This is a genomic window from Nocardioides pelophilus (assembly GCF_014180685.1).
Lineage (GTDB): Bacteria > Actinomycetota > Actinomycetes > Propionibacteriales > Nocardioidaceae > Nocardioides > Nocardioides pelophilus.
The window spans coordinates 1-25962 of the sequence record NZ_JACEHF010000020.1; the positions used below are offsets into that span (position 1 = coordinate 1).

The following is a 25962-nucleotide window of genomic DNA, read 5'->3' on the forward strand; positions in this document are numbered from 1 at the left end:
CCCCCCGCCCCCCCCCCCGCCGTTAGGAACTGATGTGACCGGACTCCTGATCCTCGCCCTGGCTGCGCTCGCCGCGGTCGGGTTCGGCCTCCACCGACGCCGGGTCGACGGCCGCTTCGTCGCGCACCGCGACGCCAGCCCCAGCACGTGGGACCACGTCGCCGCGGCCGCGCCGTCCGCCCTGCCGGGGGAGCGAGCCACGCTCGTGCAGTTCTCCTCGGCGTTCTGCGCGCCGTGCCGCACCGCCCGTGTCGTGCTGTCCGACGTCGCCACCCAGGAGGACGGCGTCCGCCACGTGGAGATCGACGCCGAGCAGCACCTCGACCTCGTGCGGGCGCTCGACGTACGACGCACGCCGACCACCCTGATCCTCGACGCGGGCGGGCACGAGCTGCTCCGCGCCGCGGGGGCGCCGCAGAAGCAGCAGGTCCTCGCGGCCCTGCGCGCACCGCAGGTCGAGGAGGTCGCGCAGCGACCGTCACGAGACCGGAGGTCCGCGTGACCGGCCTCGACCCCCGCGGGCCGCGCTTCACCGCGTCGGTGACCGCAGTGCTCCTCGCGGTCGCGCTGGTCGTCCCCGAGTCGCTCGCCACCGTGCTCATCGCGGTGCAGGCGGCGCTCTTCGCGATCGGCGTCGGCCTCGGCGTGCAGCGCACTCCCACCGGGATCATCTTCCGGCAGCTGGTCCGGCCCCGGTTGACGCCGCCGACCGAGCTAGAGGAACCGGGTCCGCCGCGGTTCGCCCAGGGCGTCGGCCTCGGCTTCGCGGTCGTCGCGCTGGTCGGCTACCTCACCGGCGCGCTGCTGGTCGCCCAGGTCGCGGTCGGGTTCGCGCTCGTCGCGGCCCTGCTCAACGCGGTCTTCGGGTTCTGCCTCGGCTGCGAGATGTACCTGCTGGGCGCCCGGTTCAGGACCGCTCGAGCAACACCGTGAACGGACCGTCGTTGACCGACGTCACCTGCATCATCGCGCCGAACACCCCGCGTTCGACGTGCGTGCCCAGCCGCTCGAGCTCGGCGCAGACCAGGTCGTAGATCGGCTCGCTCACCGGGCCCGGCGCGGCTGCCGTCCAGGTCGGCCGGCGACCCTTGCGCGCGTCGCCGTACAGCGTGAACTGGCTGACGACCAGCACCGGCGCACCGACGTCGGAGGCCGACTGCTCCTCACGGAGGATCCGCAGGTCGCGGATCTTGCGCGCCATCCACGCCGCGTCGTCGGCGCCGTCGTCGTGGGTGACGCCCAGGTAGACCAGGAGCCCGGGGCCGCCGGTCGAGCCCACGACCTCGCCGTCGATGGTGACCGAAGCCGATAGGACCCGCTGGACGACCGCTCGCATGGGGCCCATTGTCGCGGTCGTGTTGTCGCGGTCGTGCCGGAGCGCCGGATCGCCGAGGCATCTGCGACGATGTCCCGATGGAACAGAGGTCAGGAGTCGTCGACCCGCAGGCACTGCTGATCACGGTCGCGCCGACCGGCGCGGAGACCTCCAAGGCCGACTTTCCGCAGCTCCCGACCACGCTGGAGGAGCTGGTGCGGACCGCGCAGGAGTGCGAGGCCGCGGGCGCCGCCATGATCCACGTCCACATCCGCGACGACGAGCACCTCCCCACCCTCGATCTCGCCCGGCTCACCGACACCGTCCAGGCGTTGCGCGAGGCCACCGACCTGGTCGTCCAGCTCTCGACCGGCGGGTCGGTCCACGACCCCCTCGAGACGCGGCTCAAGGTGCTCGACGCCGAGCCCGACTCCTGCAGCCTGACCATGGGTACGACGAACTTCGGCGACGACGTCTTCAGCAACCCATGGCCGTTCGTGTGCGAGCTCTACCAGCTCAGTCAGGAGCGCCGGGTGGTGCCGGAGTTCGAGCTGTTCGACCTCGGGCAGGTCGCCGCGCTGCACCGACTGCTCGACCGCTACGGCCTGCCGTACGGCGGCCGCGTCCACTGTGACTTGGTCATGGGTGTGCCCGGCGGCATGCCCGGCACGGCGGACGCCCTGGTTGCCGCGGTCGCAGCGCTGCCGCCCCAGGTCACCAGCTGGTCGGCCACCGGGATCGGTCGGAGCACCTTGCCGGTGGCGCTCGCCTCCCTGAGCAAGGGCGGCCACCTGCGCGTCGGCATGGAGGACGTCCTCACCATCCGCAGGGGCGAGCCGGTGGAGAGCAACCGGCAGCTCGTCGAACGCGCGGTGGCGCTCGGCGAACTGGCCCAGCGACGCCCCATGACGACCACCGAGGCGAAGGAGCTCCTCGGCCTGAGGCTCGCAACGGTGTGACATTCCGCCAGATTCGTCGTTGGATGGAGCGGGGGAAGGTCATTTGTCCTACTTGACGGAGGGATCAGGTCCCGTGCGGGTCCTCGTGCACGACTACAGCGGTCACCCGTTCCAGGTCGAGTTGAGCGCAGAGCTGGCGCGGCGCGGCCACGACGTGACGCACTCGTGGTGCGAGGCTCACGTCTCCGGCAAGGGCAACCTCGGCGGCCACGACGAGGTCCGGTTCGAGTCGATCGGTCAGGGCGAGGTCGTCGAGAAGCTCAGCTTCGTGCGCCGCCTCGGGCAGGAGCTCCGCTACGGCGTGCAGCTCTCCCGCCAGATCCGCCGGCTCCGGCCCGACGTCGTGATGTTCGGCAACGTGCCGGTCCCGATGATGGCCGTCGTCACCTTCTTCCTCCTCGTCACCCGTCAACCCTGGGTGTCGTGGCAGCAGGACGTGCAGGGCGTCGCGATGCGCTCCTTCGCCGGCACCAAGCTGAGCCGCGGCTTCCTGGTCTTCGCCCACGTCGCCGGCTGGGTCGAGAAGTGGTGCAACCGCAGGGCCGACGCGATCGTCGTGATCTCGGATGCGTTCCTCGATGTCCACCGCGCCTGGGGTACGGCGGACAAGACGACCGTGATCCCGAACTGGGCGCCGCTCGGCGAGCTGGTGCCGACCCCGCGGGACAACGCGTGGGCACGGGAGCACGACCTCGTCGACACCCCCAACCTGGTCTACTCCGGCACGCTCGGCCTCAAGCACAACCCGCGGCTGCTGGTGCAGCTCGCGAAGGCGGTCCGCGACCGCGGCACCCCCACCCACCTCACGGTGATCACCGAGGGCACCGCCGTCGACGAGCTCGCCGACGAGGCCAGCAAGCTCGACGTACCGATCACGCTGCTGCCGTTCCAGCCCTACGAGCGCCTGTCCGAGGTGCTGGGCTCCGGTGACGTCCTGCTCGTCGTGCTCGACAAGTCGGCCGGCGCCTTCTCGGTGCCCTCCAAGACGCTGTCCTACCTCTGCGCCGCGCGTCCGATCCTCGGCCTGATGCCGTCGGAGAACCTCGCCGCGCACCTCATCGACGCCTCGGGTGGCCGCGTCCTGGAGCCGAACCTCGGCTCGATCCCCGAGGCTGCCGACTGGGTGGCCGAGGTGCTCGGCGACGAGGAGAAGCGGGAGAAGCTCGGCCGCCGTGCCCGCGAGCTCGCGGAGCGCGAGTTCGAGCTCACCCTGTGTGCGACCAGGTTCGAGGAGATCCTTCTCGACGTCGCTCGCTGAGTCGGCCTGGCCGGCTACTCGAGCTGGTCGAGGATCTCCTCGGCCACCGCCTGTGACTCCTCGGGGTAGGGGTGCCACGGCGTCGCGGAGTCCTTGAGGAGCTCGGCGCCGGCGATCCAGGGTTCGTCGGCACAGATGTCGTGGCCCTCGGTCGCGTCGAAGATGTCGACGAACTCCACGCCGACGTGATCGGCCGCGGCCGCGAGCGCGGCGTTGAACCCCTCGGCGATCCGCCGGGCGTACTCGTAGTCGCCCTCCGGCAGCGGCAGCAGCTCGCAGGTCGTGCCGGTCGGGATGATGTGGGGGTAGCCGATCACCAGCACCCGGGCGTTCGGCGCCCGCTCCTGGATCACGCGGAGCCCGCTGATCACGTCCTGCTCGATGTCCTCGAGCCGTGCGTCGACCCCGGTCGGCCCCGAGGCCGCGTCGATGTCGGTGCACGGCGCGCCCTTGGCTGCCGAGCCGAAGAACCTCGCACACCGCAGGATCCGACCGAACATGCTGTAGTTGTTGGCGCCGAGGCGGATCGTGACCAGGTCGGTTCGTTCGTCCAGTCCCTCGGCCTGCGGCGGGTGGTCGCCGACGAGAGTGGGCTGCGGTCGCGTGATCGAGTTCGTGTTCGCGCCGCTGCAGCTGTTGTCGACGAGCACCATCCCGGTCGCCTCGGCCACCCGGTGGGGATAGTTGTTCTGCGTGCGCTGGCAGCCGTCGCGACCGTCGCGCGGTCCGGTGCGCGGTGCCGCGGTGTACGAGTCGCCCAGCGCGACGTACTGGTCGCCCTTGCCGAACGCGTACTTCTCGTCCTGCTGCGGCTCCTCGTCGGACGTGCACGCGGCCAGGGCGGCGAGCAGCAGGCCGGCGGCGACGACGTACGAGAACCTCACGCCCAGGCCCTGAGGCGTGGGCATCATCAGTAGATGAGCGCCTGCGCGCCGTCGCGCAAGGCCTCCTCGACGAACACCGGCGCCCCCGCGATCCGGACGCCCGGCAGCACGTCGGCCTCGGTGATCTCGCGTCGCGCCGCGCACTGCCCGCACACGGTCACGGTTCCGAGCTCGAGGACGGTCGCGATCAGGTCGACCACCGGGGTGGCGAGGGGGAGGGCCAGCTCGGCGGCACGTCCGGGAACCGCCAGCCACGCGCCCTCGCCCGTGAGCCAGAGCGACACAGGTACGCCGGACGCCGCCGCGGTGGCCGCCACCGTGACTCCCTGGTTCGCCCGTTCCGGCGCATCGACGCCGCACGTCACCTTGATCACCAGCTCGCGTGCCATGCCCGCCACCCTAGAGGCAGGCCCGTAGCCGTCCTGCCTCCTAAGATGGTCGACCGTGGCCTTCGAGATTCCCGAGAACCTGCACCCCGACTGCGGACCCATCGCCTGGATGCTCGGCACCTGGCGCGGCAACGGCCACGGTGACTACCCGACGATCGAGCGGTTCCAGTTCGGCCAGGAGCTGATCTTCCAGCAGGACGGGCGCCCGTTCTTCCACTACATGGCGCGCGCCTGGATCATCGACGACGAGGGCAACAAGGTGCGCGACGCCGCCCAGGAGACCGGGTTCATCCGGGCTCGACCCGAGGGCAAGGTCGAGGTGCTCCTCGCGCACATGACCGGCTTCGTGGAGATCTGGCACGGCGAGGCCGCGGCCGGCAAGCTCGAGATCGTCACCGACGCGGTCGCGCGCACCGACTCGGCGAAGGAGTACACCGGCGGCAAGCGCCTCTACGGCAACGTCGAGGGCGACCTCCTCTACGCCTACGACATGGCCGCGGTGGGCCAGCCCCTGCAGCCCCACCTGTGGGCGAGACTGCAACGTGCCTGAAGCGGACTGGCGCCAAGCGCTGCGGGAGAAGGGCTACCGGCTCACTCCCCAGCGCGAGCTGATCCTGGCCGCGGTCGACGAGCTCGGCCACGCCACCCCGGACGAGGTGCTCGCCCAGGTGCAGCAGCACGCGTCGACGGTCAACGCCTCCACCGTCTACCGCACGTTGGAGGTGCTGGAGGAGCTCGGACTCGTCCGCCATGCCCACCTGAGCGACCGCGCGCCGACGTACCACTCGACCCGCGGGCACGAGCACTTCCACCTCGTCTGCCGCAATTGCCACAAGGTCGTCTCGGTGGACGCCGAAGACGCCGCGCCGTTCGTGGAATCACTGGCCACCCGCCATGCGTTCTCCCCAGACCTGGGGCACCTGACCGTGTTCGGTCGGTGCCATGACTGTGAAGGAACCCCATGAGCCCCCTGCTCGACCTGCCCGGCGCCGTCGCCGGTGACGGCATCGACGCGCCGGTCGCCGCTCACTACGGCTCGCTGTACGGCGAGCAGCGCGCCCTCGCCGCGGGGGAGGGGTTCGTCGACCTCTCCCACCGGGACGTGGTGCGCATCAGCGGCCCGGACCGGCTGACCTGGCTCCACTCGCTCACGACCCAGTTCTTCGAGGGGCTCGAGCCCGGCGTCTGGACCCAGGCGCTCGTGCTCAGCCCGCAGGGCCACGTCGAGCACGCCTTCGCCGGCGTCGACGACGGCGAGTCCTTCACCGCGCACACCGAGCCCGGCACGGCTGCCGCTCTGGTCACCTTCCTCGACCGGATGCGGTTCCTGATGCAGGTCGAGGTCGCCGACGTCACCGCCGACATCGCGGTGGCCTGGCGACCGTCCGGCAAGTACGACCTGGTGCCGCGCGACCAGCTGCGCGCGTACGCCGAGGCCGCCGGCCCGGCTGCGGGGCTCTGGGCCTTCGAGGCACTCCGGATCGAACGCGGGGAGCCGCGCTTCGGTATCGACACCGACCACCGCACGATCCCCAACGAGGTCGGCTGGATCGGTCCGGCCGTCCACCTCGACAAGGGGTGCTACCGCGGCCAGGAGACGGTCGCCCGGGTCCACAACCTCGGCCGCCCCCCGCGCCGCCTCACCCTCCTCCACCTCGACGGCTCGGAGAACCGCCTCCCGGCGGGCGGCGCCGATGTCACCGACGCCGGCGGCAAGGTCGTCGGCCGGGTCGGCTCGTCGGCCCGCCACCACGGGCTCGGCCCGATCGCGCTCGCCCTGCTCAAGCGCAACCTCGCGACCGACACACCCCTCCTCGCCGACGGCCTCTCCTCGGCCCAGGAGATCCTCGTCGACCCCGAGGTCGGCCTCCACTTCCGCCGCTGACCCCGGCACCCCGGTGGTCGAGGAGGTCGCGAAGCGACCGTCACGAGACCCCGCCACCCCGCTGGTCGAGGAGGTCGCGCAGCGACCGTCACGAGACCCCGCCACCCCGGTGGTCGAGGAGGTCGCGCAGCGACCGTCACGAGACCCCGCCACCCCGCTGGTCGAGGAGGTCGCGCAGCGCCCGCCACGAGACCCCGCCACCCCGCTGGTCGAGGAGGTCGCGCAGCCCCCGGTGGTCGAGGAGGTCGCGCAGCGACCGTCACGAGACCCAAGGTGGTCGAGGAGGTCGCGCAGCGACCGTCACGAGACCTCCGACCCCGGTGGTCGAGGAGGTCGCGCAGCGACCGTCACGAGACCCCGCCACCCCGGTGGTCGAGGAGGTCGCGCAGCGACCGTCAAGAGACCCCGCCACCCCGGTGGTCGAGGAGGTCGCGCAGCCCCCGGTGGTCGAGGAGGTCGCGCAGCGACCGTCACGAGACCCAAGGTGGTCGAGGAGGTCGCGCAGCGACCGTCACGAGACCCCCGACCCCGGTGGTCGAGGAGGTCGCGCAGCGACCGTCACGAGACCTCCGTTGGTTCGGCGCCCGGCTCGCCAGGCTTGAGGGCGCCGCGGTCCCTGCGTGCGCTCCAACTGCGGCTGGCAAGGTCGGACAGGTCCTCGAACCTGCCCTCGATCAACGCGATCCGTTTGGCGCGGCTCCAGCCCTGCACGCGCTTCTCGAACAGGAAGGCGTCGAGCACCCGCTGGAACTCAGCGGCCCAGACCAGGCGGACCGGCCGTCGGCGTCGGGTGTAGGCGGCCCCGAGGCCCTCGTTGTGCTCGGCGACTCTTCGCGCGAGATCGATGGTGCTCCCGACGTAGAAGGAGCCGTCCGCGCATTCGACGATGTAGGTCCATGGCATTGAGCGAGGATGCGGTGCCGCTCCGACGGAGCGGGTCGGCGCCGACGTTGCCGATGTGAGGCGTTCCGCGTCAGCGGGGGTTGTGGACGGTTAGTGGTCTCGTGACGGTCGCTGCGCGACCTCCTCGACCAACGGGGGTTGGCGCGACTTCGTCGGCGTCTGGGGGTGGCGGGGTCTCGTGACGGTCGCTGCGCGACCTCCTCGACCAACGAGGTTGGGGCGACTTCCTCGACCAACGGGGTGCCAACTGACGGGGGTCTCGTGACGGTCGCTGCGCGACCTCCTCGACCTTCGGGGGTTGGCGCGACCTCCTCGACCAACGGGGTTGGCGCGAGCCTCGACCGCCGGGGATGGCCGGGGGCCGTTCGACCGAAGGGTCAGGGGACGTCTTCCGGCTTGGGGAGCCGGTCGATCTTGTTGTCCTTGAGGTAGTCCTTGAACTCGTCCTGCGAGATCGCGGCCATCAGCTCGCGGGACTTCTCGATGTTGAGCAGGACGATGCTCTGGCCGTCGGCGGAGGTGCCGGTGCCGTCGGTGTAGGCGGTCATCCACTCGACCTCGCCGGCGCCGCGGCGGATCACGTCGAACCCGAGGTCGCGGATCTCGTCGTTGGTGAAGTCGTCGTCGAGGACCAGCAGCTTGCCGAGGTCGCCGATCAGGTTGGTGACGGTGAGCGGGTTGATGCGGGTGCCGGTGCGGGTGACCTCGAAGAGCACGGTGCGCAGGAAGTTCTGCTGCCGGTCGATCCGGTCGAAGTCGCCACCGGGGAGCGTCTTGCGCTCGCGGACGTACTCGAGCGCCTCCTCGCCGTTGAAGTGCTGGGTGCCGCCGTCGGCCGTCTCGAGGTCGACGCCGCCGATGGTGTCGGTGATGTCCTTGAAGCCCTCGAAGTCGACCACGGCGACGTGGTCGATGTAGATGTCGAGGGTGTTCTCGAGGGTCTCGACGAGGAGCTCGGGCCCGCCCCAGGAGAACGCCGCGTTGAGCTTGGCCTCGCCGTGACCGGGGACGTCGACCCAGGAGTCGCGGGGGAAGGAGACGACCTGGCTGTTCTGGTGGTCCTCGTCGAGGTGCCAGATCATCATCGTGTCGCTGAGCAGGCCGGTGTCGCCCTCCTGGAGCCGCTCCCGGACGTCCGTGCCGCGTCCGTCGACCCCGACGAGCAGCACGTTGAGCGCTTCCTTCGGCTGGGTGCGGTCGGGGCGGTCGTCGCGCTCGAAGTCGGCGTCGAACCGTGGGATGTCGTCGATCTTGCTGTTGAGCGACCACACCCAGGCGCCGATGCCGACCGTCAGGACGAGGGCCAGGGCGACGAGGATCGTCAGCGCCTTGTGGCGCCGGATGAAGCCGGGTGCCGCGGCTCGATGGCTGGTCGACGCGGTCGGCTCCGACGTGGGGTCTTCGGTCGGAGCGTCTTCGCGCGGATCCACGTGGCGTTCTCCCGGTCTGATATCGATGGATGCGTCAGGCCGCCGGCCCTCCCACCTATAGTGTCATGGCGGCGAAAGGCGCCAAGAGGCCACCGGTTCCGGGGAGATGCATGCAACGCGATGACTTCGAGGTAAGGCGCTTTCCCGGGATCGAGTCCGTCGGACTGAGCGAGTCGAGCACCCGGCTTCGGGTCGCGATCGTCACCGAGGAGATCATCGGGCCGGTGCGCAACGGCGGCATCGCGTCGACGTACTACCACCTGGCCAAGGGCCTCGCCGCGCAGGGCCACGAGGTCCACGTCCTCTTCCTCAAGGGCCCGGTCGTCCAGGACGAGACCCCGGAGCACTGGGTCGAGCGGTACGCCGAGTTCGGCGTGACCCTCCACTACCTCCAGGTCTCGGAGATGGGGCTGTGGTGCGCGTCCCCGAACTGGCAGCGCCGCTACGCCAGTGCCTACGAGTGGCTGCGCGACCAGGACCCGTTCGACGTCGTCCACACCTCCGAGTGGCGCGGCGGCCTCGTCTACGCCCTGATGGCCAAGCGCCTCGGACTCGCGTTCCGCGAGACCCTCTTCCTGGTCAAGACGTCGTCGCCGCACATCTGGAACCGGCACTACCAGATGCTGCCGATCACCGACACCAACCTGGTCGCGGCCTCCTACGCCGAGCAGAAGTGCGTCGAGCTCGCCGATGCGGTGATCGGGGGCTCCGCCCACCTGCTGTCCTTCATGGACTGGATCGGCTACCGGCTGCCGGAGACCAACGTCTTCGTCCAGCCCAACATCGTCGACTTCTCCAACGTGCCGGTGACCGATCGGCGGACCGGACCGCCCCGTCAGCACGGTGACGTGATCAAGAGCCGCGACCTGGTCTTCTTCGGCCGGCTCGAGGCACGCAAGGGCATCGAGATCTTCTGCAACGCGATCGACCTGCTCCACGAGCGGGGCGAGATCCCCAGCTCGGTGACGTTCCTCGGCAAGTGGGGCGGCAAGCTGCCGGCGCAGGGCGGCATGACGCCCGAGGACTACCTCGCCGAGAAGGCGGAGAGCTGGGAGTGCCCGGTGACCACGGTCACCGACCGGAACCAGCCCGAGGCGCTGACGCTGCTGACCGAGCGCGACCTGATCGCGGTCATGCCCTCGCTGATCGAGAACTCCACCATGGCGGTCTACGAGACCCTGGAGCAGCGGGTGGCGTTCATCGCCACGTCGGTCGGCGGCACCCCTGAGCTGATCGCCGAGGAGGACCACGCCACCTGCCTGGTCGAGCCCACGGCGCAGGCCCTCGCCGACCGGCTCGAGATCGCGCTCCGTGACGGCCAGGTCATCGCGCGCCCGCAATTCTCCAACAGCGCCAACCTCGACATCTGGTACGGCTTCCACTCCTACCTCGGCGAGCTGATCGCCGAGCACGGCAGCATCGACGCGGTCGCGCGGGTGATCGAGGGCGTCGACCGGCCGGGGGCCCCGGTGGAGTCGATCAGCTACGTCGCACTGGCGCGCCGCGGCGACTCGCTCGAGAAGCTGATCAAGGCCTGCCACGCGGAGGCGCCCGACGAGCTGGTGCTGGGCTACACCGACGTGAGTGTCCGAACGGCGATCGAGCAGGCCCAGGGTCTGCTCGAGGACGCATGCCCGAGCGTCCGGGTCGTCAACTGCCTCGGCCAGACCGCGGGCACCGCCCTCAACACGTTGGTGGCGAGCCAGACCTCCGACGCGATGCTGGTGGCGGTGGGCCTCGGCGCGCTACCGGAGTCCGGCTTCTTCGCCGCCGCCAAGCAGGCGCTCAGCCATCGCCCGGACTCGCTGTTCACGACGTTCTTCTCCACCGACGACACCCTGGTCGGCATGCCGCTGGGCGGCGACGTCGCCTCGCAGGTCCTCACCTCGCAGGCGTACGGCGCCGAGGTGGTCGCGCTGCGCAAGGAGACCTTCGACGCGGTCGGCGAGTTCGAGCCGTACGACGCCCGCCACGGCATCGTGCACGAGTTCGTCACCCGCGCGGCCGAGTCCGGTCACGACCTCCTGGTCCTGCCGGAGCAGCTGCTGATGTGGCCGGGGGCCGAGGTCACCGGCCGGGCGTTCAAGACCGATCAGCTCTACGCCTACCTCAACGCCAAGCCGCTCATCGACGCCTCGCCGCTGTCGCAGCGCAAGGTCCTGCTCGCGGCACTCCACGGAGCTTCCACCCGCGGGCCCGGTGCGGTCGACGAGCGACTGCTGCGGGGCGAAGGCGCCGAGGAGGTCGACAGCCACTGGCTGATGCCGGCCACCTGGGACACCGAGAACGTCGTCGGAGCCCGGCAGCGACGGGTGATCATCGGCCTGAACGCCCAGCAGAACGAGATCTGGTTCTACGCCCGCGGTCCGGGTGAGCGCCGCCTGCTGGTGAGGGGCGAGGTCGAAGCCGTCCAGCTGGTCACGAGCTACGGCCAGGAGGGCACGGAGGACCACGTGACCCTGTCGGTTCTCAAGCTGCCGGAGACCTGGAAGGACGGGACGTCGTATCCGCTCGTGTGGGGGACCTTTGAGGACGACGAGAAGCTGCGCACCGTGTTGGCGCGCATCAACAAGATCGGCGCGCGGACCTTCGCCATGTCCGGCCGCACTCCGGTGCTGTCGGCGCGGGTGATCACCGAGCTGATGGACCGGCACCTCGCCCGACTCGGCCAGCCGGCCGAGGCTGCCGAGCCCGAGTCCGAGACCGACGTCCTGGTCAAGGAGGCCCTCGCGGCCGCGATGGAGTTGGCTGAGGACCGTCTCGACCCCGAGCGCATCCTCGAGCACAGCCGGATGCTCCTCGAGAGCCCGCCGCCAGGGCCGCCGCCGATCACGGCCCGGTCGGGCCTGAAGCCGCCGGAGCGCCGCGAGGCGTGGGCCGAGGGTGACTGGCTGACGGGCTGGGCCTGGGACCGCGAGGACCAGAGCCGGATCCTCCATGTGGCCGTCATGCGCGGCAAGCAGCCGCTGCTGGTGGTGCCGGCCGACCTGACGGACCGGTCGCTCGAGGACGTGCCGGGCCGCGGCAAGCACGCGTTCCGGATCCCGGTGCGGCCGGAGTTCTTCGACGGCGAGGAGATCCACCTCCAGGTGTGGGAGGCCGGGACGCCCGTCTACCGCGGCCGGCTCTACGTCGAGCACGATGACGAGCCGCTGCTCCGCCGCGTGCGTTCCGCGCAGGACTGGTCGGCACCCCCGCAGAAGGTGGAGACGGCGGCGACGCGGAAGCGCTGGTGGGCCCGGCGATGACGGCGACCGCCGATCCGCTCGAGGCCGCCAGGTCGGCCATCGCGGCGAAGGACTGGGAGGGTGCCCGCACGCTGTTGGCCCCGCTCGCTGCGGAGTCGCCCTTCGGGCTTCAACTCTTCCTCCTCGCGCGGGCCGAGCTCGAGCTGGGCCGACCCGACGTCGCCGTCCAGCTGGTCAGGGTGTTCCGCCGGGAGCGGCCCAAGCACGTCGGCGCTTGCGTGCTTGCGGCGAAGGCGCACCTTGCGAACCGTCAGCTGGACGAGGCGGACGAGGCCGTGCGCGCCGGCCTGGCGCTCGAGCCGGACCACAACGGCCTCCGGGAGCTGACCGAGCGCGTCGCCGCCGCGCGGAGCGCCGAGGAGGCGGCTGGGTCCATCGCGGTCGTCGACAGCGCCTATCTCGCCGCGCGAGAGACCGGTCCGAGCGACGAACTGATCGCCGCCGCGCAGGTGCTGCACGAGCTCGCCCCGGGTTCCGACTGGATGCAGGACCTCGCCCAGGCCAAGATCGCCTACTTCCGCAACGCCACCGACCTCCGCGAGGCGCTCCGCAACTACGACCCGCACCTGATCGACATCTCGACGCGCTTCGACTACGTCGCGTGGCCGAAGCGGATCCAGGAGTACGTGCGGGGCAGGTCGGTGCTCGACGTCGGCTGCGGGTTCGGCGGGTTCGGCATGGGCTTCCTGATCGCCGGCGCCACGTCGTACGCCGGCCTCGACCCTGCCATGCCGCTCGACAGCACCCGCGCGAAGAACAAGAGGGTCCGTCAGTGGGACGACATGGGCATCACGCCGAGGGAGATCGCCGAGCAGCTGCCTGCCATCCGGCTGTTCCAGAGCACCTCGGAGGACCTGTCCTTCGACGAGACCTTCGACACGATCGCGCTGCACAACGTCACCGAGCACCTGATGCAGCTCGACGAGGTCTTCCGCGGCCTGGTGCGGCTCTGCAAGCCCGACACCAACCTCGTCTTCCACCACCACAACTACTACTGCTGGAACGGCCACCACCTGGCGCCCAACCAGCCGGCGCAGCTCAAGGTGGACGACCCCAAGCAGCAGCTGGTCTACGACTGGCGCCACATCAACGCCGTCCCCGACCTGCCGGAGAACCACTACATCCTCAACAACCTCAACCGGGTCCGCCTCGACGAGCTGCGCGAGCTCACTGAGAGGTACTTCGAGATCGACCGGTGGGACGAGATCCCCTCGTCGATGGCGACGCTCGACCGGCTCACCCCGGAGATCGTCGACCGGGTCCGGGAGGCTGTCCCCGACATCCAGGAGCGCGAGCTCACCGTCAACGCCGTACTGGCCGTGGCGCGCCCGAAGGCTCAGGAGAACAGATGATCGCTCACCCCGCGTGGAGACGCGGCCTGGCGGTGATGGCAGCGACGCTGCTCATCGGCGGCCTCGCGGCGTGTGCGGAGTCCAGCGACGGATCCGACGAGTCCGACGAACCGTCCTTCGCCGACGACACGTCGAGCGAGACCCCGGCCGGCGAGTCGTTCGACCCTTCCCCTCCGTCGTCGACCAAGGACCCGACCGAGAACGGCGGATTCAAGGCGCTGCCCGACTGCGACGACCTGGCGCGGTCGATCGTCGACGGCGTCGACGTCGTCGACACCGAGGAGGTCGAGGGCCGGTCGTGCCGCTTCACCATCGGCGAGGATCCGCTGCTGGGACGACAGACGGTCTGGATCACCGGCGGTGGTGGCGACTGGCCGACCGAGTTCAAGGCCGACGCGCTCAACGACATGCTGGCCGAAGCCTTCGACACCGGCGACGAGAGCTACACCTCGTCGGTGACGAAGGTCCGCGCTCCGGGGTGGTCCTACGGCGTCGAGTTCGCCGAGCGGCTCAGCGAGGGCAGGCGTACGTCGTACCGGTTGTTCTCGTTCTCCGAGAACGGCGACCTGCTCACCTGCCACACCAGCGTCACCGACGCCGGCCTCGGCGCCTTCGTCGAGTGGTGCGACGACGCGCTGGCTGCCGTGCAGCCCTGACCCCTAGGTTTCGAGGCTCGCTGCGCTCGCACCTCAACCAGCGGGGGCCGCTGGTTGAGGTGCGACGAGCGCAGCGGGAGCCGCTGGTTGAGGTGCGACGAGCGCAGCGAGGAGCCTCGAAACCAAGGCTCGTGGCGGAGATCAGCCGAGGATCATGCCGGCGCCGACGGTCACGCCGGTCGCCTCGTCGATCAGGATGAACGAGCCGGTGGCGCGGTTCTTGGCGTACGGGTCGCTCAGCAGCGGCACCGTGGTGCGCAGCTGGACCCGGCCGATCTCGTTGACGCCGAGCTCCTTGGTCTCCTGGTCGCGGTGCCGGGTGTTGACGTCCAGGCGGTACTGGATGTCCTTCACCAGGGCGCGGCCGGTGCGGGTGGTGTGCTTGATGGCGAGCTTTTGCCGCGGCTTGAGCGGCGTCGTCGTCATCCAGCAGACCATCGCGTCGATGTCCTGACGCGGCTCGGGCGCGTTCTTGACCCGGGCGATCATGTCGCCCCGCGACACGTCGACGTCGTCCTCGAGGTGGACGGTCACCGACATCGGCGGGAACGCCTCGGTGATCTCCTTGTCGAACAGGTCGATCTTGGAGATCCGCGACGTCATGCCGGACGGCAGCACCACGACCTCGTCACCGGGCTTCAGCACGCCGCCCGCGACCTGGCCCGCGTAACCGCGGTAGTCGTGGAACTCGTCGGACTTGGGCCGGACGACGTACTGCACCGGGAACCGGGCGGACGCCCACCCGCAAGTTCATCATCGCCGACACCCCGCAGCAGCAGCCGGATCAGGGTGGACTTGCCGTCTTCGACGGAGCCCGCGGTGGCGAAGCGCAGCAGATCCATGCTCGTCAGAAATAGCCCTCTCCTTCTTGCGGTCCTCCATAGCGGCCCCGGAGACCGGTCGTCACCGCGGGTCGTGCCACGCTCGGTGACCCGGCGACGGCGACCTCCTCGAGCGTGCCGATCTGGCACCGGTAGCGGCTGGTCTTGCCGTTGTCGACACTGGCATGTCGTTCGGGTCATCGATCGTCGGCGCGGCCGACTATGCTTTCCGAGTGCGGTCAGTGGTGGTCACGGGCGGGGCCGGGTTCATTGGGTCAAACCTGGTGCGCAAGGTGGTGACCGATACGGACTGGTCGGTGACCGTCCTGGACGCGTTCACCTATGCCAGCAACATGCGCTCCCTCGCCGACCTGCCGCAGTCGCGGGTGCGGATCGTGCGGGGCGACGTAGCCGATGTTGAAGTGGTCGACGATCTGGTGGCGTCGCACGACGCCGTAATCCACCTTGCTGCGGAGTCCCACAACGACAACTCTCTGCGTGACCCTCAGCCCTTCCTCAACGCGAATCTGGTCGGCACCTATGTCCTCATCGAGGCAGTCCGCCGGCACGGCAAGCGCTACCACCATGTGTCAACCGACGAGGTGTACGGCGACCTCGAGCTGGACGACCCGCAGCGGTTCACCGAGTCCACCCCGTACAACCCGTCGAGCCCGTACTCGGCGACCAAGGCCGGCTCCGACCTGCTTGTGCGGGCCTGGGTACGTTCCTTCGGCCTGCAGGCGACGATCAGCAACTGCTCGAACAACTTCGGCCCGCGCCAGCACGTCGAGAAGTTCATCCCGCGTCAGATCACCAACCTCATCGACGGCGTCCGCCCCCGTATCTACGGTCAAGGGCTCAACGTTCGCGACTGGATCCACGTCGATGATCACAACGACGCCGTCCTGGCCATCCTGGACCGTGGTCGGTTGGGCGAGACGTATCTCATCGGCGCCGATGGCGAGAAGACCAACACGGAAGTCGTGGAGCTGATCCTCGAGCTCATGGGCAGCGAGGTGGGCTACGAGCTCGTCGCCGACCGCGCCGGGCATGACCTCCGCTACGCGATCGACGCGACCAAGCTCCGGACCGAGCTCGGCTGGACCCCGCTGTTCTCCGACTTCAGGTCCGCCCTCGCCTCCACGATCGACTGGTACCGGGCCAACGAGGCATGGTGGCGGCCGCCGAAGGCCGCTGTCGAGGCCGCCTACGCCACAGTGGGGCAGTGACGATGAGCGGCCCGACTATAGTCGAAACACCGATCGCTGGGCTGTTGATGGTCAGTCTGCCGGTGCCGGCGGATGCGCGAGGCTGGTTCAAGGAGAACTGGCAGCGCGAGAAGATGGTCGCTGCCGGGTTGCCGGATTTCGGGCCGGTACAGCAGAACGTCGCCTTCAACCCTGCCGCGGGCACGACCCGGGGCATCCATGCCGAGCCGTGGGACAAGCTCGTGTCGGTCGCCACCGGGCGGGTCTTCGGGGCGTGGGTCGACCTGCGGGCCGGCGACGGCTTCGGCACGGTGTTCACCATGGAGCTGGGGCCTGAGTCGGCGGTGTTCGTGCCCCGCGGAGTCGGCAACGCCTATCAGACGCTCGAAGATGCCACGTCCTACATCTACCTGGTCAACGACCACTGGAGCCCCGGCGCCGCCTATGTCGGCCTGAGCCCAGCCGACCCGGCGCTGGCGGTCGAATGGCCGATCCCACTGGATCGGGCGGTGCTCAGCGCCAAGGACCTGAAGAGCCCACCGTTGAGCCAGGTTCGTCCAGTCGCACCCCGGCGGACGCTCATCGTCGGGGCGAACGGCCAGGTCGGCCGGGCGCTGCGGGCCGTCTTGCCCGCCGCCGTGGCGTGGGGGAGGGACGAGTTCGACGTCACCGACCCCGCGGCGTACGACGACGTCGACTGGCGCCAGTACGACGCCGTCATCAACGCTGCTGCCTATACCGCGGTCGACGAGGCCGAGACCGACCAAGGGCGTCGCGATGCGTGGCGGGTCAACGTGCACGCCACCGTGAACCTCGCGCGGGCGGCATTGACCCACAACCTGAGGCTGGTCCACGTGTCCAGCGATTACGTCTTCGACGGATCACGTGAGGAGCACCAGGTCGATGAGCCGTTCAGCCCGCTCGGTGTGTACGGGCAGACGAAGGCGGCAGCCGACGCAGTGGTCATGGTGGTCCCGCGACACTACATCGTGCGGACGAGCTGGGTGATCGGCGACGGCCACAACTTCATCGCGACGATGCAGCGGCTGGCGCGCGAGGGAGTCAATCCCAGCGTGGTCGACGACCAGGTTGGACGACTCAGCCACACCGAAGACATCGCGACCCGGATCGTCGAGCTCCTCGACTCCGGTGCGCCGTACGGCACCTACAACGTCACCAGCGGCGGCGCGCCGAAGTCCTGGTACGAGATCGCCCGGGACGTCTTCGCTGCGGAGGGCCACGATCCCGACCGCGTCACACCGGTCTCGACCGCCGCGTACTCGGCGGGGAAGTCGCTGGCGCCGCGACCGCGTTTCAGCACGCTGGCCGAGTCAGGTTCGGCTAGGTAGTGCGACCGCTCGTGTGGGTGTATCGGAGCACCCTGCAGAAGTCTGGTCTGTTCATGAGGGGTTACCAGCTCTCGGAGATGGCCCGCCGACACATAGGCGGCCAAGTCGAGATCGCGTACGTCGACGAGACGGGCGCCGCAACCGTGAGGGACTCGGTGATCTATGCGACCCGCAGCTTCCTCGCCGATGCGACAATCGAGGAGCTCCAGTCGCTGCGCGACGCTGGCAACGTGATCTGTGCGGATTACCTTGACCACCCCATCAGACAGCATCTGAACGTAGTGATCGATGCATATATCGCGTCCTCCATCAACCAGGCGCAGTGGTACAAAACGCAACTTCCGCACAAGGCGGTTCATTACATTCCTCACCACGCCGACCGAGATATCGGAAACGCGCCCGCGTCGCTCCCCGAATGCCGGATCGCGTACTTCGGGGAACTCGAGAATGCGTTGCACCGCGAACTCCTGGTCAAGGATGTTGTTTTCGTGCGGACCCGATTGGTCGACCGCTCGTGGCTGGCCGACCTGCAGTTCTACAACGTCCACTACAGCGTTCGCGACTGGCGTTACCCCTCACCTGTTCGAGAGGCGAGCGCCTTCAAGCCGTTCACCAAGGGCTTCACCGCCGCAGCGTGCAATGCGAACATCATCGTCCCCGCCGACGAGTCGGACGCGTCCTACATCCTTGGCCTCGACTATCCCTATCTCCTCCCCGACACCTCCATCGAAACCGTGCGCCGAATGATTGACTACGTCAAGGAGTCGTTCGGCGGGCCGGACTGGCGGCGGGGCCTGGACATCATGGCCGAGGCGCGACACGTATCCTCGCCTGAGTTCATCACGTCCAAGCTTCTTGAGATGGTGAATGCTTATGCCTGACCTGAGGGCAGCGACCGGAAGTGACGGCTTGTCCTACGCCGGTGACCTCAGCGACCGCACGTTCGAACCCCTCGACGGTCCGACTGCCGAAGTGATCGATCTTGGCCGCATCTCCGACGCGCTTCATGCGGTGACCTGGGAGATCGAGCATGCACCGACGTACTCGGCCTGCGGCGTTCACATCCCGTTCCTCTTCGGACTGGTCACGCTGATCGAGCCCAGAGTCTTCGTCGAACTTGGAGTGCAGGCGGGAGCTAGCTTCTTCGGTGCGTGCCAGGCGGTGCAACGGCAGGGCTATGGCACGCGCTGTGTGGCGGTCGATGAGTGGCCCGATGATGCTTCTCCTGCCGGCAAGCTTGCCTGCGGTGAGTTCGACGATGTTCGACGAATCATCACGGACAACTATGCGGGCATCGCCGGCTACCTCCGGCGAGACTTCGCGAAGGCACGGGCGCACTTTGCGCCCGGCTCGATCGATCTCCTACATATTGCTGGATCCCATACCGATGCCGCAGCGCGCAATGACTTCACGACCTGGCTCGACAGGATGAGCGACCGCGGTGTGGTGATCGTGCACGACATCAACGAGTTCAAACAGGACTTCGGGGTGTGGCGCTTTTGGCGCGAGGTCTGCCAGCAGTACCCGTCGATGGAGCTCGGCCACGGCCACGGTCTCGGCGTATTGGTGGTTGGCGAAAACTCGCCTCTGCGGTTGCCGGTTGAAGGGACCGACATCGTCCCGATGTCACCCGTGGTGAACAGTCAGTTGCAGGTGTTCTTCGGCGGGCTCGGTCACTTGTCCTGGAGCCAGGCCATCGGGTCCGCTGCGCGGCGGGAGCGCGAGCAGATCCTGGCCGAGGAGATGAGGGCACTTCAAGCCCTTCAGCGGGAGCACCGCGTCGCGAGGGAGGCCTCCGACCGTCTCCGGGTGGAGCTGGCCGGCCAGGAGGCCCGGATCGTCCAGCTTCGCGAGCAGCGCGACAGGCTTCGGCTGAAGGTTGGTCGGATGTCGGAGGAGCTCGACGCAGCACAGGCGCGCGTCATTGACCTGGAGTCATCAACCTCGTGGCGGATCACGAAGCCCTTGCGCGCCATCCGGCGGCCGGGACGCCGCGGGTAGGGCTGACTCTTTGAGGCTCATCCTCCCGCAGGTGACGCCGCGTGCGGGACTTCCGCGGTCAGCAGGCAGCTCGATCTCGCCAGAGTCGATCTTGGCGAACAGTCTGCCCAGGGGGCCCTCGCGCCTAATCGTCCGCGACGTCAGCCCGAGGCGCGGCGACGTCCTCGCTGTAGTTCTTCCCAACAGTCCCATTTGGTCACGGCGGTCATCCTGGTCCTTCGATACGATCGACCCCTGCACAGACCATTTGGTCCCGCTCCTAGGCTCCAGTTCCAGCCAATGCCGCCAGGTCGCCCGGGAACGCGTGCCCCAGGGACCAGTAGACGATCGCCCCGGAGGTACCACCGATGCCGCACCGCGTCCGTCTGATCTCCCTCGCCATCGCTTCGATCCTGCCGCTCGCCGCGTGCTCGAACGACCAGGGCGATCCGGCCCAGGAGCCGACGTCTGAGCCCGACGCCGCGACCACCATCTCCCTCGCACACCCATTCCCGGCCGATTCCATCCCCGGCCGAGCGGCCGAGACCTTCGCCGATCTCGTCGAGGAGTCGGGCGGGGAGCTCGCGGTCGAGGTGAGCGCCGAGGCGGAGGCCTGGGTCGGCGACGAGCTCACCTCCCAGCTGGCAGACGGCGACGTTGACGCAATCCTCGTGACCACCGCGGGCACGGGGCTCGATCCCAGGCTGCAGCTGCAATCGCTCCCCTTCCTGGCGACCTCCCCGCAGGAAGCCCACGAGTTGTTCTACGGCACGGGGCTGGTGGCGGCCTACGAGGCGGATGTCTTCCATGAGCACGGAGTTCAACCCGTCTACCAGTTCGAGGCGGGCTTCCGGGGCCTGAGCGCGAGCGGCAAGGCGGTGCGCTTGCCGGAAGACCTGGACGGCTTGAGCGTCCGGGTCTTTCCTGCGCCCTGGATGATCGAGGCGTTCGAGAGCTGGGGCGCCACTCCTGAGGACGTGCCTGCTGACAAGCTCAAGAAGGCGCTGGAGAAGGGGGACGTCGACGCCCAGGAGTCCGGGGTCCGCTCTTTCATCAGCAGCGGGCTGGCTGAGGTCCAGGACACGTTCACCGACCTTCGGCACAGCTACGCCACGTACACGCTCGTGATGGGCGACGCCGCGTGGAAGCAGCTCAGCGGCGAGGAGCGGGAGATCTTGGAGCAGGCCGCCCGCGAGGCCAGCGAGGCGAGCCAGGAGGAGGTCCAGGCCGCTGACGACCAGGCTCACGAATCGCTGGGCGACGAGGTGGAGCTGGTCGTGCCGACCAAGGAGGAGTACGCCGCTTGGCGAGCCAGCGTCCGCGACATCTACGTGCGGTACCAGCGGGCGTTCGGTAAGAAGATCATCAGGTCCCTGTCGAAGCGCCCTGGCTCTTGAGCTCGCCAGTCGGAAGGATCGCCCCCGGAGCCAGCGGACGAGAAGCAGGCGAGGGTCGGCTGTTCTTCGTCACCGGGATGCATCGAAGCGGCACATCTGCGCTGGCTCGCACTCTCAATCTCCTCGGCGTCTCGCTCGGCCCCGAAGACGGGCTGATGACTCCGCAGCCAGACAATCCGACCGGCTTCTGGGAATCGCGTGCGGTGGCCCGGTTCAACGAACGGCTGCTCGAGGCGGTCGGCGGCTCGTGGGACCGGCCTCCGACGACCTCGCCGGACTGGGCAGCATCGCCGGACCTCGACGAGCGGCGGCGAGAGCTGGTCGCGCTCCTGGCCTCGGTGCGGAGCGACGCCGCCGGTTGCCATGCCGTCAAGGATCCTCGGCTGGCGATCACCCTGCCGCTGTGGCGACAAGTGGCCCCGCCCGAGATGGTGATCGTCGCGATCCGGGAGCCACTCGCGGTCTGTCAGTCCCTCCACCGTCGCAACGGGATCCCGTTCGAGCGCGGAGCCGAACTGTGGCTGCGCTACGTGCGAGGGGCCATCGACGATCATGAGCTCCCGACCGTCATCGTCGACTACGCCGATCTGATGAGCCGCCCTCGCGATGTGGTTCGTGACCTGGCTTCCGTCTTGGCTCTCCGCCAGCCCGACCGCGCGGTCTACTCGACTATCGGAGAATTCCTCGACCCCAGTCTGAATCACGCCGATCCGGACGGCGGTGTCGGCAGCCCCATGCTCGACCGTGCCCGCGCATGCTTCGCCGCGCTGAGGATGATGCCGGTCAGCACGGACGGACCGGCCGGGGTGCGCATGGTGAGCCGAGATGCTGGCGGTCACGAGGTCGCACCCTCAGCGGAGTCCGACACCGACTCTTCGCGCAAGGAGGACGAGATGTCCGTGACCCCGACCCACCCGCTCGAGGCGGTGCAGGAGTACCTGCAAGGTGGTTTCGCACAGGTGGACGGATGGTGCGTTCCCCAGCTGTGGCAATCGATCCAGCCGATCGACGAGGTCCAGCGCCGCAACGGGATCGGCGGACCGATCGCCGAGATCGGTGTCTACCATGGGAAGTTCTTCATCGGCTTGCTCAAGACCAAGCAGCAGGTGGACAACTACGCCATCGACGTGTTCTCGATGCAGCGGTTCAACCTCGATGGGGCCGGCGCCGGCAACCAGGAGACGCTCAAGGCCAACATTGCCCTCTCCGACATCAGCGTCGGGGACGTCCACTTCCTCGAGGCCGACTCGATGGCCCTGACCAGCTCGGATCTCCAGGAGATCAGGGCGACATCGGGTGGGTTCTCCATGTTCAGCGTCGACGGTTGTCACACGGTCGAGCACACCATCAACGACGTCCGGATCGCGATGGACCTGACCCGGCCCGGCGGTGTGATCTTCGTCGACGACTACTACAACGCCAGCTGGCCAGGCGTGCAGGAGGGCATCTGCAAGCTGTACCTCACTGACAGCCCACGATTCGTGCCCCTGATCGCTACCTGCAACAAGTTGATCCTGTGCCACCTCTCCTATCACGCGGAGTTCTTGTCGCACGTCAAGAACTTCTTCAAGTCGAACTTCGACGACACGCGAGTGAAGCCCGTCAGGCGGTTCGGATACGACACGCTGACGATCGTGCCCAATCTGCAGACCGGCGCTTTTCTCGCGCTTTGAATTCTTTTAGATGGTGAGCGGTGCGCTGACGATCAGGACGCAGCCCTCGTCGCAGAACCGGCCGAGACCTAGGACCCGAAGTGCGCGTCGTAGACCCGGTAGGAGGTCTCGACGAAGCTGGAGAGGGGGAGATGGGCAACGGCCTTCTCGGCCTGCGGGACACCGTCGATGAACGCGACTTCGTTGCCCTGGAACGTCGGTACGGACTCCAGGCCCGTGGCCAAGTCATGATGGATCCAGGGGTTCAGGGGCAGCCGATACCTTCCGAGAGGCTCCGGGGGACCCGAAACTGAGACTTCGTGGGTCAGGCCATCGTGCAACAGACCAGACGAATCGATGACCCGACGAACCAGTTCGGCCAAGGCGGCTCTCGTCGGGTGGTTGAAGGTGAAGAAGATCTGTCGATCCCAGCGGTGCTCCGCCACCCAGTCCGATATGACAACGTCACAATCGGCTTCGCGTTCTCTGAGTTCCTTCAGGCTCTCATCCGGAACTCTGGCATACCGCTCGCGGTTGAAATCGATCGAACTATGGCGCTCGGCTGCCTCGGTAGCCGGTACGCCCTCGACCCAGGCATCGTGAACCGTGCGCGAGTGGAAGTTGCCCAACGGGCTCGGAAGCGGCCCGCCGGTGACGGCATCCTTCACGTAGACCAGCTCTGGGTTGTAGCCACGGTAGTAGAGGTTGGGCCAGACGATGACCTTGCTTCCGAATGCGCCCTTGAGTTCGTTGTTGCGAACGAACGTGCAGGGATAGTTGTCGGCGACTCGTTGAGCAAGGATCAGGTCGCAGTCGCGAAACGTCTCGTGGGCCTCCGCTCGATCCTCGTCCTTGGCCAAGTGGACGGTCACGACTCGCTCGACGACCACATCAGGCAGCGTCGCCTGCAATATCTGGCTCAGCGGCCCCGCTTGGCAGTTTCCTAGCATGCCGATTCTCACTTTGTGGGCCACGATGGCGTCCTTTCCCTCGCACTCTTCAGGACGGCAGCCTAGTATCCGTCGACGGCGGCCGAAGACCGCTCAGGCGTCGTCGACAGTATCGGAAGCCATGCTCAGAACGTGGGTTTCGAGGCTCGACGAGCGGACCCCTCCACGTATTCTCCTTGAGTTCGTTCCGATGCCCGGGTACTCAAGATCAGTGAAGCCTCCCGGTCTGATCGACGTCAGCGTAGATGGCCGATCTGCCGATACTCTGACAGCCAGCCGGGCCCCCGAGCGGGGACAACGATGACGTTTCAAGGAGTACTACCGATGGCTCTCGACCTCGTCAGAACCCGTGCACGCGCTCTCTCCCGGGAGGCTTGGGCGGACAGACTCGTCGAGACAGCCGAGGCGCCGGCTGACGATACACCTGCGATGCCGCCTGTGGAGGTGCAGAAGTTGACCAACCTCCAATCGGGGCGTCAGACGATGGGCGGGGCAGCGGACTGGTACCGCGCCTTCTCAGCCCTTCTCGAGGCGAACGGGATCGCGATCGATGAGGATCGTCGGTTGCTGGACATCGGTGTCGGCTGGGGGCGCATGTTGCGCTTTCTCCTGCACGATCTCCCGATCGAGAACATGGCCGGAGTCGAAGTCAACCCGGCGCTCGTCGCGGCATGCCAGGAGACTCTTCCTGGCGGCGAGTTCGTCCTGATCGAGCCGAAGGACCCCTTGCCGTTCGAGGATGATTCGTTCGACTTCGTCATCAACAACTCCCTATTCAGCCACCTCTCCCCTGAACAACATATGCACACGCTGGATCAGATCACTCGGGTGACGCGGCCAGGCGGGTATGTCATCTCAACGGTTCTGAGTCGACGTCATGTGATCAAGAGCCTCGTGGAGAACCCGACGCCCGGGCCACCGTGGTCTCAGGTGGAGGACCCGGCGGCTCTTCTTGCTTCTTTCGACGCCGGCGAGTTCGTCTTCATGCAGACGCGCCAGGGCCGCATGGCGGACTACGGTATGGCTGTCGTTCCGGATGCCTGGATCCTGAACAATTGGGCATCGCGGCTCGAGGTCCTCGACTTCGACCACGAGGCGCCGGGTCAGTCGCTCGTGCTCGCTCGCAAGCCCTTGATCGCCTGACCTGCCATCCGCCGAGGTCAGTCGCACCTCGGCGGAGCAACGCGTGACTCCGTCGCATTCAATGACGCGCCTGCCTCCGCGGCAGCGCCCACCCAGCCACGTGGAAGACTGGTCACCGCGCCCGGGCATCTTGCGGTCCAGCGCACAAGGATCTTGATGTTGATCGACCAGAGGAGCATTGTGTCCGCTGACCATGCGGGGTCGGCTGTTGCCGCCGCCGAGCCGAGCGAACGCGCGGTCATCTTCCATTACCACCTGTTCAAGAATGCGGGCACCTCCTTGGACGCCTTGTTCCAGGAGCAGTTCGCCGGGCGTTGGGTGACCCGCGAGTTCCCTCCCCAACCGGGGGAGAACCGACGTGCTGTCAGGGACTGGATTGGCGAGACACCGGACGCCGTGTGCTTCTCCTCGCACACCGCACTCCTCCCGCCTCCAGTCGTGCCGCGCACCCGGGTGCTCCCGGTCATCTTCGTCCGCCATCCCCTCGACCGGATCGCGTCCGCCTACTCCTTCGAACGCAAACAGGGTGACCTCGGATTCGGTTCGACTCTCGCCAGGCACACGAGCCTCGCCGGATACGTTGAGACGCGGCTCTCACTTCCCCGAGACCGCCAATGCCGGAACTTTCACACCGCCCGCTTCGCCGACATGACGCCCGCCAAGCCCGACGACGAGCTGCCCCGTGCCCTGCGGGCTCTTGAGGAACTGCCGTTCGTCGGCCTCGTCGAGACCTTCGAGGTGTCCTTGCAGAAGCTGCAGTCGTTCCTCGAGCGGGAGGGCTTCGAAGGAATCGACCTGCGGCCGGTCAAGCACAACGTGTCGCGCGATCGTGCGTTATCGCTCGACGAGCGCCTGGACGGGATGGCTAGCGAGCTCGGAGCCGAGCTCTACGCCGAGCTCGAGCGGGCGAACGCCGACGACCTCCGTTTCTATGCGGCGGCCGTCAAGGCCGCCGGCCAGGACACTCCCTCGGATCCTGAATGACCACCATGGGAAGTACGCGCGTGGGCGCGATCCCGGACCGTGTCGAGGCGTCATGATCGTGTGACGACCTGGCTGGACGGGGTCGAGCACTGCGACCCGGACGTGAAGGCGGCAGCGGATGCGCGCTGCGCTAGCATTGCCGCGTCATGGCCCGTGGTAAGTCGTGCCGGGTCTCGACCTGGTCGGCCCCCCCGGGGAT

Annotated in this window: 25 protein-coding genes; 18 read left to right on the plus strand and 7 right to left on the minus strand. The window is 68.2% G+C overall.

The features are described from left to right. The first annotated feature begins 34 nt into the window (after nucleotides 1-34). Complete coding sequence (locus H0488_RS06230; RefSeq protein ID WP_183098423.1) at nucleotides 35-502, plus strand: thioredoxin family protein; 468 nt, start codon at nucleotides 35-37, stop codon at nucleotides 500-502. Then, complete coding sequence (locus H0488_RS06235; protein WP_183098424.1) at nucleotides 499-933, plus strand: DUF4395 domain-containing protein; 435 nt, start codon at nucleotides 499-501, stop codon at nucleotides 931-933. The genes H0488_RS06230 and H0488_RS06235 overlap by 4 nt, the downstream gene beginning before the upstream one ends. Here the strand turns inward: H0488_RS06235 and dtd are convergent. Beyond that, complete coding sequence (gene dtd, locus H0488_RS06240; protein WP_183098425.1) at nucleotides 908-1336, minus strand: D-aminoacyl-tRNA deacylase; 429 nt, start codon at nucleotides 1334-1336, stop codon at nucleotides 908-910. The two genes, H0488_RS06235 and dtd, sit on opposite strands and share 26 nt — an antisense overlap. A 77-nt stretch (nucleotides 1337-1413) precedes the next feature. Between dtd and H0488_RS06245 the strand changes: the two genes are divergently transcribed. Next, nucleotides 1414-2274 carry a beta-keto acid cleavage family enzyme gene (locus H0488_RS06245; protein WP_183098426.1) on the plus strand — a complete coding sequence of 287 codons (861 nt, stop codon included), beginning with the start codon at nucleotides 1414-1416 and terminating at the stop codon, nucleotides 2272-2274. A gap of 73 nt (nucleotides 2275-2347) precedes the next feature. Further along, nucleotides 2348-3532: a glycosyltransferase family 4 protein gene (locus H0488_RS06250; RefSeq protein ID WP_183098427.1), complete on the plus strand. Its 1185-nt coding sequence runs from the start codon at nucleotides 2348-2350 to the stop codon at nucleotides 3530-3532. A 14-nt stretch (nucleotides 3533-3546) separates the two neighbouring features. Here the strand turns inward: H0488_RS06250 and H0488_RS06255 are convergent, their stop codons facing one another. Then, nucleotides 3547-4443 (minus strand): SGNH/GDSL hydrolase family protein, encoded by an 897-nt coding sequence (locus tag H0488_RS06255; protein WP_183098428.1) that lies wholly within the window; start codon nucleotides 4441-4443, stop codon nucleotides 3547-3549. Continuing rightward, the gene (locus H0488_RS06260; protein ID WP_183098429.1) at nucleotides 4443-4805 is read right to left on the minus strand and encodes a DsrE family protein; all 363 of its coding nucleotides are present in this window, start codon (nucleotides 4803-4805) and stop codon (nucleotides 4443-4445) included. The genes H0488_RS06255 and H0488_RS06260 overlap by 1 nt, the downstream gene beginning before the upstream one ends. Before the next feature lie 55 nt (nucleotides 4806-4860). Here H0488_RS06260 and H0488_RS06265 point away from each other — a divergent pair, with 55 nt between their 5' ends. The 3 genes from H0488_RS06265 to ygfZ are packed head-to-tail and all read left to right on the plus strand — an operon-like array spanning nucleotide 4861 to nucleotide 6690. Next, nucleotides 4861-5355: a heme-binding beta-barrel domain-containing protein gene (locus H0488_RS06265; RefSeq protein ID WP_183098430.1), complete on the plus strand. Its 495-nt coding sequence runs from the start codon at nucleotides 4861-4863 to the stop codon at nucleotides 5353-5355. After that, the gene (locus H0488_RS06270) at nucleotides 5348-5770 is read left to right on the plus strand and encodes a Fur family transcriptional regulator (RefSeq protein WP_183098431.1); all 423 of its coding nucleotides are present in this window, start codon (nucleotides 5348-5350) and stop codon (nucleotides 5768-5770) included. The genes H0488_RS06265 and H0488_RS06270 overlap by 8 nt, the downstream gene beginning before the upstream one ends. Next, entirely contained in the window at nucleotides 5767-6690 is a 924-nt protein-coding gene (gene ygfZ, locus H0488_RS06275) for a CAF17-like 4Fe-4S cluster assembly/insertion protein YgfZ (protein WP_183098432.1), read from the plus strand. Before H0488_RS06270 ends, ygfZ begins: the two co-directional genes overlap by 4 nt. Before the next feature lie 558 nt (nucleotides 6691-7248). Here the strand turns inward: ygfZ and H0488_RS06280 are convergent. Both H0488_RS06280 and H0488_RS06285 read right to left on the minus strand, forming a co-directional pair. Continuing rightward, the gene (locus H0488_RS06280; protein ID WP_183098433.1) at nucleotides 7249-7593 is read right to left on the minus strand and encodes a GIY-YIG nuclease family protein; all 345 of its coding nucleotides are present in this window, start codon (nucleotides 7591-7593) and stop codon (nucleotides 7249-7251) included. Nucleotides 7594-7970: 377 nt separating this feature from the next. Continuing rightward, entirely contained in the window at nucleotides 7971-9023 is a 1053-nt protein-coding gene (locus H0488_RS06285) for an LCP family protein (RefSeq protein WP_183098434.1), read from the minus strand. Nucleotides 9024-9133: 110 nt separating this feature from the next. Here H0488_RS06285 and H0488_RS06290 point away from each other — a divergent pair, with 110 nt between their 5' ends. The 3 genes from H0488_RS06290 to H0488_RS06300 are packed head-to-tail and all read left to right on the plus strand — an operon-like array spanning nucleotide 9134 to nucleotide 14279. Next, a complete protein-coding gene (locus tag H0488_RS06290) occupies nucleotides 9134-12271 on the plus strand; it encodes a glycosyltransferase family 4 protein (protein WP_183098435.1) in 3138 nt (1045 codons plus the stop codon). After that, nucleotides 12268-13623 carry a methyltransferase gene (locus H0488_RS06295; protein WP_183098436.1) on the plus strand — a complete coding sequence of 452 codons (1356 nt, stop codon included), beginning with the start codon at nucleotides 12268-12270 and terminating at the stop codon, nucleotides 13621-13623. Before H0488_RS06290 ends, H0488_RS06295 begins: the two co-directional genes overlap by 4 nt. Then, nucleotides 13620-14279 (plus strand): hypothetical protein, encoded by a 660-nt coding sequence (locus H0488_RS06300; protein WP_183098437.1) that lies wholly within the window; start codon nucleotides 13620-13622, stop codon nucleotides 14277-14279. Before H0488_RS06295 ends, H0488_RS06300 begins: the two co-directional genes overlap by 4 nt. Nucleotides 14280-14420: 141 nt before the next feature. Here H0488_RS06300 and H0488_RS06305 read toward each other — a convergent pair whose 3' ends face one another. Further along, the gene (locus tag H0488_RS06305) at nucleotides 14421-14999 is read right to left on the minus strand and encodes an elongation factor 1-alpha C-terminal domain-related protein (RefSeq protein WP_246371524.1); all 579 of its coding nucleotides are present in this window, start codon (nucleotides 14997-14999) and stop codon (nucleotides 14421-14423) included. Nucleotides 15000-15285: 286 nt separating this feature from the next. On the opposite strand from H0488_RS06305, the gene rfbB reads away from it, so the two are divergent. The 6 genes from rfbB (at nucleotide 15286) to H0488_RS06335 (ending at nucleotide 22707) form a co-directional block, all read left to right on the plus strand. Beyond that, nucleotides 15286-16329: a dTDP-glucose 4,6-dehydratase gene (rfbB, locus tag H0488_RS06310; RefSeq protein WP_183098438.1), complete on the plus strand. Its 1044-nt coding sequence runs from the start codon at nucleotides 15286-15288 to the stop codon at nucleotides 16327-16329. Beyond that, complete coding sequence (locus H0488_RS06315; protein ID WP_246371525.1) at nucleotides 16272-17657, plus strand: sugar nucleotide-binding protein; 1386 nt, start codon at nucleotides 16272-16274, stop codon at nucleotides 17655-17657. The genes rfbB and H0488_RS06315 overlap by 58 nt, the downstream gene beginning before the upstream one ends. 53 nt (nucleotides 17658-17710) lie before the next feature. After that, entirely contained in the window at nucleotides 17711-18538 is an 828-nt protein-coding gene (locus H0488_RS06320) for a hypothetical protein (protein ID WP_183098439.1), read from the plus strand. Continuing rightward, entirely contained in the window at nucleotides 18531-19658 is a 1128-nt protein-coding gene (locus H0488_RS06325) for a class I SAM-dependent methyltransferase (protein ID WP_183098440.1), read from the plus strand. Before H0488_RS06320 ends, H0488_RS06325 begins: the two co-directional genes overlap by 8 nt. A 347-nt stretch (nucleotides 19659-20005) precedes the next feature. Further along, a complete protein-coding gene (locus H0488_RS06330; protein WP_183098441.1) occupies nucleotides 20006-21034 on the plus strand; it encodes a TRAP transporter substrate-binding protein in 1029 nt (342 codons plus the stop codon). Next, nucleotides 21031-22707 carry a class I SAM-dependent methyltransferase gene (locus H0488_RS06335; RefSeq protein WP_281369529.1) on the plus strand — a complete coding sequence of 559 codons (1677 nt, stop codon included), beginning with the start codon at nucleotides 21031-21033 and terminating at the stop codon, nucleotides 22705-22707. The genes H0488_RS06330 and H0488_RS06335 overlap by 4 nt, the downstream gene beginning before the upstream one ends. A 68-nt stretch (nucleotides 22708-22775) precedes the next feature. Here H0488_RS06335 and H0488_RS06340 read toward each other — a convergent pair whose 3' ends face one another. Further along, entirely contained in the window at nucleotides 22776-23660 is an 885-nt protein-coding gene (locus H0488_RS06340) for a WcbI family polysaccharide biosynthesis putative acetyltransferase (RefSeq protein ID WP_183098443.1), read from the minus strand. A 300-nt stretch (nucleotides 23661-23960) separates the two neighbouring features. Here H0488_RS06340 and H0488_RS06345 point away from each other — a divergent pair, with 300 nt between their 5' ends. Together H0488_RS06345 and H0488_RS06350 are read left to right on the plus strand one after the other, a co-directional pair. Continuing rightward, a complete protein-coding gene (locus H0488_RS06345) occupies nucleotides 23961-24779 on the plus strand; it encodes a class I SAM-dependent methyltransferase (RefSeq protein WP_183098444.1) in 819 nt (272 codons plus the stop codon). A gap of 156 nt (nucleotides 24780-24935) precedes the next feature. Further along, nucleotides 24936-25763, plus strand: coding sequence for a sulfotransferase family 2 domain-containing protein (locus H0488_RS06350; protein WP_183098445.1), 828 nt, complete (start codon nucleotides 24936-24938; stop codon nucleotides 25761-25763). Nucleotides 25764-25962 lie beyond the last annotated feature (199 nt).